We start from the raw sequence: 13,725 nt of genomic DNA, 5'->3' as shown, positions 1-13,725 counted from the left end.
AATAACTCCAGAATTTGTAAAGCGTTATCTTGATGAAAGTTCATTTAATTATTTGAACAATCTTTTATCCTCATATTTCTCTCTTTCTTTTCTCAAAGATACCAGCCAGTCTAAATACATATTTTCAGGCATGCTGCGGTAACCGATTTTGTGGATATGTGCATATTCCTTATTCATCAAATCGAACAATTCCTTTGCCTTAGGATTAGTTAATGTAGCCTGAACATCTTTAGTGTTCTGTTCTGTCATTAGTTTTTGAAACTGTTTCTTATGTATTTCAGCCTGTAATATCAAAGCATTTGCTAAATAAGGATGAACGTCTATTGCTCTTTCCGCACATTTCAGAGCAAAGCTTCCATCATTTTCTGGATAACTTCTTTCATAAGCATTTGCTAAATCAATTAACAGCAATGCAAGACTTTCTTTGTTGTTCAGTGCCTTCATGAAAACACCATTTTGGATGGCATCTAAATGGATGTATCCCGAAGCCATTAACCAAGAATCCTGTGGGAAAATACCGCTTGTTAATTCAGTATTAAACCAGCCAATCGATTTAATATTATGTTTGATGTAAACATGATTGGGTGCAAGGGCTAAGTTTGCACTTACTCCTAATTCTTCAGCAATAATTTTGTACAGGTAAGGCATAGAATTACAATTCCCTTTCTGTGTATTTAAGAGTTTTGACACAAACAGATTAGATAATTCTCTATGCCCAAATACGTCTTCAAAATCATAGGTGAAAGGTTTGTATTTCAGTGTATCCTTTCCAACAATTACAGGAGTAGCTTGGCACATAACCGTGTAAATTGAAGCATACTTATTTACCGTTGCTTCATCTTTCTCGATATATTGTAATTTTCTGTTAGCAACAAGCTGATTACAAAACTTTGTTAGAAAGATAATTTTACGGTTTAATTCCTCTGTATCTAATTTCCCTTGAGAATATGCATTCTCAATACTAAAAACGGCAGTTTTGAAGCTGTAAGGCTGTCTGTCAGTAAGCATATTATCCAATGTCTCGTAAGCATCAGTGTAAAATTTATTTTCTTGTGCTTTTGATAAAGTAGATAAAATTAATAAGATTGTAAGTATAAATATTTTTTTCATCATTTTGATGGTGGTGGAGCTGGTTCTAACATTGGCGGATCAGCAAAAAGATTATTATAGTAAAAAGAGTCATGTGAAGTTTTTAAAAAATTATTGCCTTGAATTTGAAAGATTTCAAAACATCTTTTTTCAGAAATTACCCCACCACTGTATTTATTATTAAAATTTTCATATTTTTTCAAAACTGTATCTTTTTCTATACTGTTATGGTTAATTTTATTTTCAAAATATTCTTTGTTATAAAATACAACAAGATTGCTTTTATACTCAGTGCAATGAAAAAGTGAATCGATACTGTAATCGTACACAGAAGCTACTTGTATAAAATCTTTATTGTCATATTTTTGATACCTTACTTGCAACATTCTATCCTTTCCTCCTCTGCAATAGGTTGAATCCAAGACATAATCTATTGAGTGTATCAATTCTTTTTGAAAAGGATTAGATTGATTTGAGCTAACTTCTTTATTTTTATTGCAAGAAATTAGAAATAAATTAGCAATTATAATTAATAAGAATCTTTTCATTTTATTTCCTTTTTAGATTTTTTAAAAATTGAACATTAAAAGGATACGTTTGTTTAGTATTTGGTCCTGTTCTTGAAATTTCTATCATTCTATTGTTATCATTAACTGTAAAAAATCTTGGATCTCCTAATCCTTTACTTTGGTTACTTCTAAAAATCCCATACATTGTCGACTTATCAGCATGCCATTGGTTACCAATGTTTTTATAATCTAAACCAATTTTTCCATCGTGATTGTGAAGCGACCAAGCCAAATTATCTTGGGAAAATTTATTAGAAAATATTCTTGAACCATCAATATCATGCATCGTTGCAATTTGAAAATTATCCTGCCCATTAACGTTATAATTTGCTAAAGAAAATTCAACTCCGCTATTAGTATTATTATCTAAAAAATTATAAACATTAAAAGCATCATTAAGGTTTTGAGTAAAACCCTCTGAAAAATATGGAGTTGTAGATTGCCCTAATATTTTAGGAGTTAGTTCCCCTCCTTCACTTAATCCACTAATAACAGAACCGTCACTTGGTTTATCTTTTGCCACAGTTACACTTTTACTTTTATCTACATTTCCTCTGCTATCTGTTGCAAAGAGTGTATCAGATTTATCTTTTTCACTGCCATCCAGTGGATTTACACGTTGAACCTCACCATTTTTCAATAACTTATAGTCAGTAAGAGGAGCCATTCCGTCAGGGTCTATATAACTTATGGGATTATTAAATACATAATTATATGGTGACCAGCTTGAAAATTCTTCACTTAAAGGGTCAGGAGACATCCATCTACCATGAGTATCACCAATAGGTTGTGCATCGGGGTTCGTTAAGTCAATATCCATCACTTCAACAATCTTTTGTGTTTTTGTGTTGAACTTTACTGAACCAATGACAACAATACTGTCTTTATCATGAAATTCCAGATATTTCCCTTTGCTTAATGTAGCAACTTTGGGATAGTATCCATACTTCTTAAATGGGTTTCCTGCTTCAATATTTTTACGTCTTCTTTCTGCTTCCTCTGGTGTTAACGGATCTCTTGTTTTCAAAACTTCACTCATATAAGGACGATTTCTTTCTTCCTTTGTCAGTTTGAGCGGATTTATCCATTCTTTTTCTGATATCTTTGCTTTATTTTTCTTAACCTGTGCCTGTGTTATACCTGCTAAGGTCAAAAAACCAAGAAATATAATTTTTTTCATATAACAATTATGCTTTTTAAATTTACAACTTTACTTATAACCACGCTTTAGGAATCGTATAAACTTTGGGAGTTTCCTTTTTAGGAGTGTTCGGTTTTAATTTTTGTTTCTGTTGGGCTTCCTTTTGCTTCTGAGTATTAATGATTCTCATACGTTCTGCAATTTCTTCACTCTTTTGTTTATTTTCTGCATTACTCAATGAACCTAACCATTGTTCATAATCTTCCTGTGGCATTATGCTGAATCCTGATTTGTCAATTTTATCAAATTCATTATTAATCTCCTGAAGTTGTCCTACTAAATTGGGATAATTTCGAATGTTTTGTAATTCCTGCTTGTCCTCATAATTAATTCCCAATCTTTTACAAACTTCCTGAAAACGGATCTGATCGGTATTACTTTTCCACAATGTAGCATTGATGTTATTAGGGTTAAGTTCCAATGCTTTATTTATAATCTGTCCAACAAATTCATCATATCCGAATTTATGAATATAACCACTTGCTAAATCAACAAATGTTTGGGATAATACTTGTTTCTTATCCAAATTCTGCATATAGAGTTTGTTCTGTAATGCCTCAGATTTAATATAACCGGAATTAAGGACAAAAGAATTAGCTGAAAACATTCCGTTAGTAAGTTCTAAACTCTGCATTTCTCCGGTATCATCCATGTATCTAATATAGGAATGATTCGGAGACAAGACCAAAAAGGCTTCAGCCCCAATTTGTTCAGCTAGAATTAGATATAATAATGGCATTGAATGACATTGCCCTGTATTGGATTTCATGAGTTTAGAAACAAACATTTTGGAGTAGTCTTTTACTCCCATGTAATCATCAAAGTCATATTTCATAGCTTTATGCACTACTTTTCCATTTTGTTTGGTGTCATCAGCAAAATACTGGAATATGGCTAAATTCTTTGAACTGTTATCATCCTCATCAATATTTTTATTCTTGATTTGGCTCTGAATGACCTTTATGGCTTTCTGAATACCATTTTGGAATGTACTCTGAAAATTCTTATCATTATTGTAATAGGCATTCTCAACAATAAAAACAGCATCCGCAATGGAATAATCTTCAGGATTAAATTTTGAAAGATTATTAAATGCTGTGTAGTAAGCTTTTACTCCCGTTTTGTCAGCCAATGAGTTTAAAAGATAGGTTTTTCCTTCTTGTTCTTGAGTTTCATTAGAATATCTCTGGTGGTTTCTTGCTCCTTCTTCTGCTTCAACTCTCTTAAAGTCATTCTGTACCATAGCCATATTTTGTTGTTGTATTCTGGAAACATTAGAGTTTGAAAATGACGAAGGGAGAGCCGGAATATTTTTGTTCTTTTGAGGACTGACAAAATTCTTATCAGAATAATTCTGAAAAGTATTAGGATTAGGCTGTTCTCTTGTTGGTAAATTAGGAATCTGTGAGAATCCTAATAGACTTAAAGATAAGAGAATAGAACTAAAATAAATTTTCTGCACTGCATTAAGTGTTTGGGTTACAATTTACATATTTTTTTATTTCCCAACTCTGGGGGAAACTGTAAATTTCTCATTTTGATATCACAAAACTAGAATGTCAAGACGACAAAATCTGTCGTGTTAAAAATAAATTTAAAATATTTTGTGTTTCTTAATTGGAATTTGACAGAATATAAATTTTTCCACTTTCAATTGAATGTTTCCTTCTACTTAGCGATGAATTTGATATTCTTTTTCACATTTTAAAGAACAGAAATCTTTCTTTTCAAGAACAATACATTGATATTTATTTCCAGTCTCATAACTTTCAATACACAAGATTGGATCAACACGACCAAGGTTTACAAATAAACCGATTACTTCTATAGGATCCTCAATCGGTTCCACAATATTACTTAATAATTGTTTGGATGAATAGTATTCACTTTCAAGAGAGAATTCCTTACCACACCATTTGCATTCTTTGGTTTCAGAAGTACATGGTTTTCCTGAAAGGTTTTGCGGGTCCGGATTGGGATCACTCATAATCTTCTTGAGTTTTACAATCTGTTCGTCACTCAAATTATATTGCAAGATGAACTCAGCATTATCTATCAGGTTATCTGCTTCCGGAGTTATAGCGATATCTGCCCAATTGAAAGTAGATGTAAATATTTTTAAATTAATTCATGAGTATTCAAAGAATAAAAAAAATAGAATACTACGGAAAACTTCATTATTCAAATTTCCGGACTTTAAACATAAAAATGAACATGGAAAGGAAAATTTAGGAAAATTATTGATAGATATTTTTGAAGATTTTCCAGTTACCGAAAACCCTTCAATCTTAAATTCCTACAAAAACAAAAATAAATAATAACTTCTTGCAACAATCTTGCAACAACATAAAAAAAAGACACATACATTATTGTAAGTGTCTGATTTTCAGTGGTCCCACCTGGGCTCGAACCAGGGACCACCTGATTATGAGTCAGGTGCTCTAACCAACTGAGCTATAGGACCTCAAAACTTGGTTAAATTTTGTGATTGCAAAAATAGCAAAATTTCCTTCACTACAAAACTTTTTATTGCTTTTCTTGACAAAGTTCTACCAGTACGCCATTCGTGGATTTCGGGTGCAGGAAGACAACTAATTTGTTATCAGCACCTTCTTTCGGTTCTTCGGAGATAAACTGGAATCCTTCTTTTTTTAATCTTTCAACCTCTTCCAGGATATTTTCTACGCCAAATGCCAGATGATGGATACCTTCGCCCTTTTTATCAATAAATTTGGAGATCGGACTTTCTGGGTTACTGGCCTCCAGCAATTCAATTTTGCTTTCTCCCGTTCCGTAAAAAGAAGTGATCACTCCTTCCCTTTCCACACTTTCTTTTTTGTAGGATTCTTTTCCTAATAATTTGGCAAAAAGCTCATCAGAAACTCCCAAAGATTTTACGGCAATACCGATATGTTCTAGCTTCATAAAATACTAATAAATATAATTAAATCGTAAATTTGATACCGGAGCTGAATTTCAAAGGTATCAATTCAAACAAAAGTACTAAATTTGCATAACTTATGGAAAGTAACAGACAAAGAAAAGTAGCACAGATCATCCAGGAAGACTTCGCAGAGCTTTTCCGCAAACAGGCTTCAGAAAGCAAGCAAAGTATATTGGTATCCGTTTCAGACGTAAAAGTATCGGCAGATCTGGGTATCGCTAAAATTTATTTAAGCATTTTCCCGCAGGAATTCCGTTCCGCGGTGATGAAGGAAATCGAGGAAAACAAACCTCAGTACAGAAATTTTATCGGCCAGAAAATGGCAAAACAGGTACGTATCATTCCGCAACTTAATTTTTATTTAGACACGGCTCTTGATGACGTTGAAAAATTGGAAAGAGAATTAAGAGGCGAAGGCGACAATCCTGTTTTATAAGATCTTGAAGAATATTGCATTTTACATAGCATCCAGATACCTTTTGGCAAAAAAAGGAAGTACCGCCGTGACGTTCATTACTTGGCTTTCGGTAGGTGCCATGACGGTTGCTGTGACTGCAATGTTCGTGATCATTTCAGTATTTTCGGGGCTTGAAACCCTGAACAAAGACCTGATCTCCAATCTTCACGCAGACCTGACCCTGAAAAGTGCTTCAGGGAAAACGGTGAAAGATCTGGATAAGGTCACTTCTGTTTTAAACAACAACAAAGCCATCAGCAGTTTTTCCCGTGTCATTGAGGAAAAAGTCTATGTCAACTATAAAGGCAAAGGTGATATCGCTTATTTAAGAGGTGTAGATTCTGCTTATACAAGGGTTAATCCTATTGATAAAGACGTATTCTACGGAACGTATCCAAGTTTCAAATATTCCAATGAAGTATTGATGGAAACCAACCTGCATAACAGGCTGTCCATTCCCATTGACTCCACGAGTAATTATGCCACGATATTCATGCCTAAGCCAGGAACCGGTATCATTAATAAGGAAGAAGACATCTATAATAAGAGAGATTTTCTTGTTACGGGCGTTTTTCCAGGGAAAGATCAGTTGGACAGTTATATCATTGCCCCTATTGAATTGACTGAAGAACTGCTTAGTTTACCAAAGAAATCAGCGTACCAGATCGTTATTAAATTAAAGAATCCGGAAAATGCAGATGTGGTAAAACAGAGTCTTCTTAATTCACTGGGAAAAAATATTGAGATAAAAACCAAAGAGGAAGAAAATGCAGCCTTCTGGAAGATGATCAATACAGAAAAAATGTTCATCTATCTGATTTTTGCACTGGTGATCTTCATTACCACCTTTAATTTGGCTGGAGCCATCATTATTCTCCAGCTTGACAAAAAAGAACAGTCAAGATCCCTTATTTCATTAGGCTTCCCGATAAGCCATTTAAGAATGACGTATTTCTACACCGGACTTCTTATTGTAATTTCAGGTGTGATCTCAGGATTAATTATGGGAACCCTACTTTGCTATTTCCAGCTTTATACGGAATTCTTCAGAGCTAATGAAATTCTTCCTTTCCCTGTAAAGATTGTCGGAAAAAATTATCTTATCGTAGCCTTCACGGCTTCCCTGTTCGGGATCATTATTTCATGGTTCTTTTCTAAGATCAGCAAAGACTATATTACTAAAAGTTAATACACTAGATTTAAAATAAAATATACTTCATTTTCAATTTTTTGTACCTTTACGGCCCAATTTTTTTTAAATGAAACGAATTTTATCCTTTTTTTTGCTGAGTTTTACAATTATCATTGTATCAGCACAGGCACCTGCCGGTTATTACGATGCCGCGGCCGGTTTAACCCTAGCACCTCTTAAGACTGCACTTAGAGGTATTATCAAGCAGGGGCATCAGGACAAAGGCTACAACGGCCTATGGACAGGTTATGCCACTACAGACCGTGACTACTTTTACGAAAACGATGGAAAGATTTTAGATATCTATTCTGAAAACCCTACCGGACCGGATCCGTATACCTATACATTAGTAACGAATCAATGTGGACAATACAATAGCGAAGGAGATTGTTACAACAGAGAACACATTGTACCTCAAAGTTTTTTCAACGAACAAAGCCCAATGGTTTCAGACATTCACTTCATCCGCCCAACAGACGGAAAAGTAAATGGAATGAGATCTAATTTCCCTTTTGGAAAAGTAGGAACTCCTTCTTTTACTTCCGATAACGGATCTAAACTTGGAAACTCTGTATCTGCAGGATATGGTGGAACTGTATTTGAACCAATTGACGCATTCAAAGGTGATGTAGCCAGAATGATCTTTTACTTTGTAACAAGATATGAGGTTGAACTTCCTGGTTTCAGTACCGGAAATATGCTTGGAGGAAGTACATATCCGGGACTTCAGCAATGGGAACTTAATCAGCTTTTAGCCTGGCATACAATGGATCCAGTATCTGCTGAAGAAGTAGCAAGAAACAATGCATCTTATACCTATCAGGGAAACAGAAATCCTTTTATCGACAACCCGGCTTACGTTAACCAGATCTGGGGAACACCTGTTGTAGATACACAAGCTCCAACAGCTGCGACTAACCTTACTGCTTCAAATCCTACATCCAATACCATCTCTCTAAGCTGGACAGCTGCTACGGACAATATTGGTGTAGCAGTTTATGAGGTATATGCCAACGGAGTTTTGAAAACGACCGTTTCAGGAACGACAGCAACGGTTCAGGGACTGGCACCTTCTACTACTTATACATTCTATGTAATTGCCAAAGATGCAGCAGGAAACCCTTCTCCTCAGAGCAATATAGCAACAGAAACAACATTGGCAGGACAGCCAGGAAACACAAGTTGCGGAACAGAAAATTTCGAAATGATTCCAGGATCGGCTTCAAGCTACGACACAAGAACATGGACCAATAACAATATCACATGGACCGCTACTTTCGCAAGAACTGACGAAACTATTAACGGAAAAGCCATTACCATCAGAAATGGTAATCTTACAAGCTCTACCATTACAGGAGGTATCCAGAACTTAGAAATAAAAACCCAACTTAAGTACGGGAGTACAGCAGGGACCCTTAATGTATTAATCAATGATGTACAGGTTGGTACTATAGCTTATACAGCAGATAAATCAGTATCTACATTGAACATCAATAATATTAATGTCAGTGGAAACGTAGTGATTAAAATTGTTAATCCTGTATCCTCCAGCGGAAACAGAGTCGCATTGGATGACCTTACATGGACCTGCTACAGTGTCCTGGGTACTTCAGATGTGAAAAAAGACAAATCTGAATTCACGATCTACCCTAACCCGGTAAAAAACAATGAATTATTTGTAAAAGGTGAAAACTTAAGCAAAATTTCAAAAGCTCAGATCTATGACCTTTCCGGAAAACTTATTGAAGTGATTGAAAATCCTTTCAAAAACTCTAATAAGATCAACCTTAAAGGACTTACCAAAGGAAATTATATCCTGAAAACAGACAGTTTCTCTACAAAATTCATTGTAGAATAAACCTTAAAAAATATTTGACTACACAGACCGATTTATTCGGTCTTTTTTTTATTTTTGATGTATGGATTCCAATAAAAAATTAGGATTAATAGGAAAAAACATTTCCTACTCCTTTTCTAAAAAATTCTTTGAAGACAAGTTCCAGAAGCTGATGCTGAAAGACTTTACCTACGATATTTTTGATTTGAATGAAATTGATGAAGTAGAGAATCTCCTTACCGATCCGGAACTTTTAGGATTCAATGTCACCATCCCATATAAGGAAAAGATTGTTGATTATCTTGACGGGCTCAGCGATGAAGCTGAAAAAATTGGTGCTGTGAACTGTGTTTTGATCAGAGACGGTAAAAAAATCGGCTACAATACGGATGCTTTCGGTTTTGAAAAAACACTTTTGCTCCATAAGAAAGCCTATCAGGACAAAGCATTGATTCTCGGAAACGGAGGCGCTGCAAAAGCGGTAAAATATGTAATGGATAAACACGGAATTCCAGCCATCACCGTTTCCAGAAATTCTGAAATCAATTTTGAAAACCTCGACAGCGAGACGGTTCGAGACCATAAAATCATCATCCAGTGTACTCCGGTAGGCACATTCCCGAATGTGGAAGACTGCCTGGAATTTCCTTTTGAAGGAATCACTTCGGAACATCTGATCATCGACCTCATTTACAACCCGAACTATACTCAATTCATCATTAAAGCATCCGAAAAAGGAGCCAAAACGGTGAACGGGTATTACATGCTTGAACAGCAAGCAGAAAAAGCTTGGGAAATTTGGAATTTTCAAAAAAAATAACCTAAATTAGTACCTTAATTGGCTTTACAGCTATATATCAAAAGGATATTAACGCCACTCACATAAAAGATTTGCTATGACTACAGAAAACAATCTTTCTGAAAACGAAGAAAATAAAATTCCTAACGAAGTATCTCAGGAGGAAACGTCAGAAACGCCCGTACCTCATGGTGAAAGTGCTCATGATGATGAAGTAGAACACCTTGAAGAGGATCACACTGATGATATTTCTCTGGCTGATGCTTTAAAAGAAATGGAAAAAATCATTAACACGGCCAATGCTGGTGAAAATTTCAAAAGATTCAATCAGTTAAAAGAAAAAGCAAGTCATTACATTCATGATGAGGTGGAAGACAAAAAGCATGAATATGCTGAAGGTGGAAATGCTCCTGAAAATTTCAGCTATGAGCACCCTTCCCAATCTAAACTCTCTGCTCTGATCAATATTTTCAGAGAAAAGCACGACACTTACCAGAGATCTCAGGATGAAGAGCAAAAGAAAAATCTTGATCACCGTCAGAATATCATAGAGAGACTTAAAAATCTTTACACCAATTCTGAGCCGGGAACCAACCTTTTCAAATCTATCCGTGAGATCAAAGAAGAATGGTCAAAAGCCGGACAGGTAGCAAAATCTGAATTTAAGATCCTTAACAATAATTATTTCCACCACCTGAATCAGTTTTATCAGATGCTGGATCTGAATAAAGAATTCTTAGAGCAGGAATTCAGCCACAACCTGGAGAAAAGACAGCACATCATTGCCCGCGCCAAAGAACTGGAAAGCGAGCCAGTGATTCAGAAGGCATTGAATGAGCTTCAATACCTTCACAAACTCTGGAAGGAAGAAGCTGAACCGGTAGCTGAAGAATTCCGTGAAAAAACATGGGAAGAATTCAAAGAAATTTCCAACAAGATTCACGAAAGAAAATCTGAACTTTCTGCCGCAATTGAAGGAGAACAGAATGATAATCTTGAAAAGAAAAACCAGATCATCGCAGAAATTAAAAAATTATCTGAACCTTCTGAAACGCCTAACCACGGTTACTGGCAGAACTCCATCAAAAGAGTGGAAGACCTTCGTACCGAGTTTTTAAAAACAGGAAGCGTTCCAAGAAAACTGTCCAACCAGAACTGGAATGATTTCAAAACAACGCTTAGAGCTTTTAACACCACAAAGAACAATTACTATAAATCTCTGAAAGGTTCTCAGCAGGCCAATCTGGAAGATAAATTAAAACTGATCCAGACTGCTCAGGACAATATGAACAACGAAGAATGGGACATTGCGGTTCCGTTATTCAAAAAGCTTCAGGAAGACTGGAAAAAAATAGGGCACGTACCAAAGAGCATGACCAATAAAATCTGGGATGAATTCCGCGATGCATGTAATACGTTCTTTAATAATTACAGAGAGAAAAACAATGCGTCCAACGATAACTGGAAAGAGAATTACAAACAGAAAAAAGAAATTCTTGAAGACCTGAAAACAGTTTCCAATGACGAAGGCAGCATTGAAAAAATTGAAGCGATAAAAACAGCCTGGAACAATATCGGGAAAGTACCGAGAGACAAAATCGCGATCAATACCGAATTCAACAGAACATTGAGAGAAAAGCTGAAGCTGAATAAGATCAATGAGCTTGAACTAAAAGAAGAAGGATTAACAGAAAACCAGCTTACGGATAAAGCAAGAAAAATCAAGAGCCAGATCTCTGACCTTGAAGGCGAAATTGTAAAACTGGAAAACAACCTGTCATTCTTCAAAAACCCATCAAAAGAAAATCCACTTCTAAGAGATACCTTCAATACTATCGACGAGAAGAAAGCACATCTTGAAACTTTAAGACAAAATCTGCACAGTATCATTGCAGGAGAGTAATCTATTAAACAATATCATAAAGGCGAAGCAAAGAAATTTGTCTTCGCTTTTTCTTTTACCCCTATGAGCAACGACGAATTATATATCAAAAGATGCATTGAACTCGCCCAAAAAGCACTGGGCAAAACCTATCCTAATCCTCTTGTTGGCAGCGTGATCGTCCATAATGGAAAGATCATCGGGGAAGGCTATCACCATAAAGCCGGCGAAAATCATGCTGAGATCAATGCCATCAATTCTGTAGAGGATAAAAGCCTGATCCCGGAATCTACGATCTATGTCTCCCTGGAGCCGTGTGCTCATTATGGGAAAACACCTCCTTGTGCCTTAAAAATTAAAGAACTTGGTTTTAAAAAGGTAGTAATCGGTGCCATGGATTCTCATGATAAAGTAAACGGAAAAGGAAAGAAAATCATTCAGGATGCAGGAATAGAAGCCGTTTCCGGAGTACTGGAAAAAGAATGCATTCAATTAAATAAGCGATTTTTTACCTATCACGAAAAAAAGAGACCTTACATCATTCTAAAATGGGCAGAATCCGGAGACGGATTTTTAGATAAGGATTTTAAACCTACTGCCATTTCAAATTCTTTGGTGAACCAGTTTGTGCATCAATTAAGAGCTGATGAACATGCCATTTTAGTCGGAACACAGACGGCTTTGAATGATAATCCCAGTTTGACGGTAAGAAATGCTGACGGCGTAAATCCGGTAAGAATTCTCATCGATTTCGATTTAAAAGTTCCGCGAGATTTTAAAATGTATAATGACGAAGCCGAAACGTTGGTCATCAATTCTTTAAAAGAAGGAACAGAAAACAATATCAAATTGATCAAAGTTGGAAAAGAGAATTTCCTGCCTGATCTGATGACTGCACTCTATAAGGAACAGATCCAATCCGTCATTATAGAAGGCGGGAGCTATACTCTACTGCAGTTCATTAAAGCAAATCTCTGGGATGAAGCGATTGTCATTAAAAACGAAGAATTAAAACTGGAAAACGGAACGAAAGCTCCTATAATGAATGTAAAACCTAATGATATAAAAGCTTTAAGAGATAATACCCTTTCATTTTATAAGCCGATCATTTAGATGAACACCATATCAATGGAAAATGATTTTAAGCCATTCATAACACATTCTATCATCAATATCTTTATAATAGTAATTTAACATAATAAAATTCTCTAAAAATCACATTTTCAGCTGAAACTAATTAAGTAACTTAATGGTGAATTAAAATATAAATTATTATTACATGAAAAACTTAAAGAAAATTTCAAGAACCGACTTAAAAAGCGTTAGTGGTGGCGCTCTGGTATTTGTAGACTGCAAGTTGCCTAACGGTGAACCTACAAGATGCAGAGACAAATGTCCTCAGGATTTTTGTGGTCCTACAAGTTATATGTGCTTAATTCCAATGGATCTTTGTGGAAATGGAATCTAGCCATTAAGTATAAATTAAGAAAATGTAAGGAGCTGTCAAATATTTTGACGGCTTCTTTATTGATTCTTCAGCATGTACATTACTTTTTTATATCAATATAATAATCAAAAACAACCTTAAATACCTATTATTCAAAACTTAACATAAAAAAATATTTTTTATCTTTTCACTTTTATTGGATTTAATTCCTTATCTTTTTATTAAACTAACCATCAAATTCAATATTACATGAAAAATTTAAGAAAACTATCAATCAGAGAATTAAAGACCGTTCAGGGAGGAATCCA

14 protein-coding genes and 1 tRNA gene are annotated in these 13,725 nt (G+C 35.1%); 8 read left to right on the top strand and 7 right to left on the bottom strand.

Going from position 1 to position 13,725, the window contains the following annotated elements; all coding sequences use genetic code 11:
• Positions 1-48: 48 nt before the first annotated feature.
• From LC419_RS07805 to LC419_RS07785, 5 genes are all read right to left on the bottom strand, one after another.
• Entirely contained in the window at positions 49-1,110 is a 1,062-nt protein-coding gene (locus LC419_RS07805; RefSeq protein ID WP_223606819.1) for a hypothetical protein, read from the bottom strand.
• The gene (locus tag LC419_RS07800; RefSeq protein ID WP_223606818.1) at positions 1,110-1,637 is read right to left on the bottom strand and encodes a hypothetical protein; all 528 of its coding nucleotides are present in this window, start codon (positions 1,635-1,637) and stop codon (positions 1,110-1,112) included. The genes LC419_RS07805 and LC419_RS07800 overlap by 1 nt, the downstream gene beginning before the upstream one ends.
• A 1-nt stretch (position 1,638) precedes the next feature.
• A complete protein-coding gene (locus LC419_RS07795) occupies positions 1,639-2,838 on the bottom strand; it encodes a JAB-like toxin 1 domain-containing protein (RefSeq protein WP_223606817.1) in 1,200 nt (399 codons plus the stop codon).
• Between the two features lie 34 nt (positions 2,839-2,872).
• Positions 2,873-4,321, bottom strand: a complete 1,449-nt coding sequence (locus LC419_RS07790) for a hypothetical protein (RefSeq protein WP_223606816.1) — start codon at positions 4,319-4,321, stop codon at positions 2,873-2,875.
• A gap of 210 nt (positions 4,322-4,531) precedes the next feature.
• Positions 4,532-4,846, bottom strand: a complete 315-nt coding sequence (locus LC419_RS07785; RefSeq protein ID WP_223606815.1) for a hypothetical protein — start codon at positions 4,844-4,846, stop codon at positions 4,532-4,534.
• A 49-nt stretch (positions 4,847-4,895) separates the two neighbouring features.
• Between LC419_RS07785 and LC419_RS07780 the strand changes: the two genes are divergently transcribed.
• Entirely contained in the window at positions 4,896-5,177 is a 282-nt protein-coding gene (locus tag LC419_RS07780; RefSeq protein ID WP_223606814.1) for a hypothetical protein, read from the top strand.
• A 72-nt stretch (positions 5,178-5,249) separates the two neighbouring features.
• Here LC419_RS07780 and LC419_RS07775 read toward each other — a convergent pair.
• Positions 5,250-5,323, bottom strand: a tRNA-Ile gene (locus LC419_RS07775).
• A gap of 62 nt (positions 5,324-5,385) precedes the next feature.
• The gene (mce, locus tag LC419_RS07770; protein ID WP_223606813.1) at positions 5,386-5,784 is read right to left on the bottom strand and encodes a methylmalonyl-CoA epimerase; all 399 of its coding nucleotides are present in this window, start codon (positions 5,782-5,784) and stop codon (positions 5,386-5,388) included.
• Positions 5,785-5,879: 95 nt separating this feature from the next.
• Here mce and rbfA point away from each other — a divergent pair, with 95 nt between their 5' ends.
• The 7 genes from rbfA to LC419_RS07735 all read left to right on the top strand — a co-directional run bounded on the left by rbfA (position 5,880) and on the right by LC419_RS07735 (position 13,438).
• Positions 5,880-6,239 (top strand): 30S ribosome-binding factor RbfA, encoded by a 360-nt coding sequence (gene rbfA / locus LC419_RS07765; RefSeq protein WP_111960081.1) that lies wholly within the window; start codon positions 5,880-5,882, stop codon positions 6,237-6,239.
• Positions 6,240-6,243: 4 nt separating this feature from the next.
• Complete coding sequence (locus tag LC419_RS07760) at positions 6,244-7,449, top strand: ABC transporter permease (protein ID WP_223606812.1); 1,206 nt, start codon at positions 6,244-6,246, stop codon at positions 7,447-7,449.
• A 70-nt stretch (positions 7,450-7,519) separates the two neighbouring features.
• Complete coding sequence (locus tag LC419_RS07755) at positions 7,520-9,310, top strand: endonuclease (protein ID WP_223606811.1); 1,791 nt, start codon at positions 7,520-7,522, stop codon at positions 9,308-9,310.
• A gap of 61 nt (positions 9,311-9,371) precedes the next feature.
• Positions 9,372-10,109, top strand: coding sequence for a shikimate dehydrogenase (locus LC419_RS07750; protein ID WP_223606810.1), 738 nt, complete (start codon positions 9,372-9,374; stop codon positions 10,107-10,109).
• Positions 10,110-10,185: 76 nt separating this feature from the next.
• On the top strand, positions 10,186-11,991 hold the full coding sequence (locus LC419_RS07745) for a DUF349 domain-containing protein (protein ID WP_223606809.1): 1,806 nt from the start codon (positions 10,186-10,188) through the stop codon (positions 11,989-11,991).
• 63 nt (positions 11,992-12,054) lie between these two features.
• Positions 12,055-13,083 (top strand): bifunctional diaminohydroxyphosphoribosylaminopyrimidine deaminase/5-amino-6-(5-phosphoribosylamino)uracil reductase RibD, encoded by a 1,029-nt coding sequence (gene ribD, locus LC419_RS07740; protein ID WP_223606808.1) that lies wholly within the window; start codon positions 12,055-12,057, stop codon positions 13,081-13,083.
• 166 nt (positions 13,084-13,249) lie between these two features.
• A complete protein-coding gene (locus tag LC419_RS07735) occupies positions 13,250-13,438 on the top strand; it encodes a hypothetical protein (RefSeq protein WP_223606807.1) in 189 nt (62 codons plus the stop codon).
• Positions 13,439-13,725: the final 287 nt, after the last annotated feature.

The sequence above is a fragment of the Chryseobacterium sp. OSA05B genome (genome assembly GCF_019970065.1).
GTDB lineage: Bacteria > Bacteroidota > Bacteroidia > Flavobacteriales > Weeksellaceae > Chryseobacterium.
Note: the sequence above shows the minus strand (reverse complement) of the source record. Positions and strands in the feature narration are given on the sequence as shown.

Bases quoted from the DNA above. Each gene is read 5' to 3' on its own strand.
- LC419_RS07805 (WP_223606819.1), bottom strand. From the start codon at position 1,110: ATGAAAAAAATATTTATACTTACAATCTTATTAATTTTATCTACTTTA.
- LC419_RS07800 (WP_223606818.1), bottom strand. From the start codon at position 1,637: ATGAAAAGATTCTTATTAATTATAATTGCTAATTTATTTCTAATTTCT.
- LC419_RS07795 (WP_223606817.1), bottom strand. From the start codon at position 2,838: ATGAAAAAAATTATATTTCTTGGTTTTTTGACCTTAGCAGGTATAACA.
- LC419_RS07785 (WP_223606815.1), bottom strand. From the start codon at position 4,846: ATGAGTGATCCCAATCCGGACCCGCAAAACCTTTCAGGAAAACCATGT.
- LC419_RS07780 (WP_223606814.1), top strand. From the start codon at position 4,896: ATGAACTCAGCATTATCTATCAGGTTATCTGCTTCCGGAGTTATAGCG.
- mce (WP_223606813.1), bottom strand. From the start codon at position 5,784: ATGAAGCTAGAACATATCGGTATTGCCGTAAAATCTTTGGGAGTTTCT.
- rbfA (WP_111960081.1), top strand. From the start codon at position 5,880: ATGGAAAGTAACAGACAAAGAAAAGTAGCACAGATCATCCAGGAAGAC.
- LC419_RS07755 (WP_223606811.1), top strand. From the start codon at position 7,520: ATGAAACGAATTTTATCCTTTTTTTTGCTGAGTTTTACAATTATCATT.
- LC419_RS07750 (WP_223606810.1), top strand. From the start codon at position 9,372: ATGGATTCCAATAAAAAATTAGGATTAATAGGAAAAAACATTTCCTAC.
- LC419_RS07745 (WP_223606809.1), top strand. From the start codon at position 10,186: ATGACTACAGAAAACAATCTTTCTGAAAACGAAGAAAATAAAATTCCT.
- ribD (WP_223606808.1), top strand. From the start codon at position 12,055: ATGAGCAACGACGAATTATATATCAAAAGATGCATTGAACTCGCCCAA.
- LC419_RS07735 (WP_223606807.1), top strand. From the start codon at position 13,250: ATGAAAAACTTAAAGAAAATTTCAAGAACCGACTTAAAAAGCGTTAGT.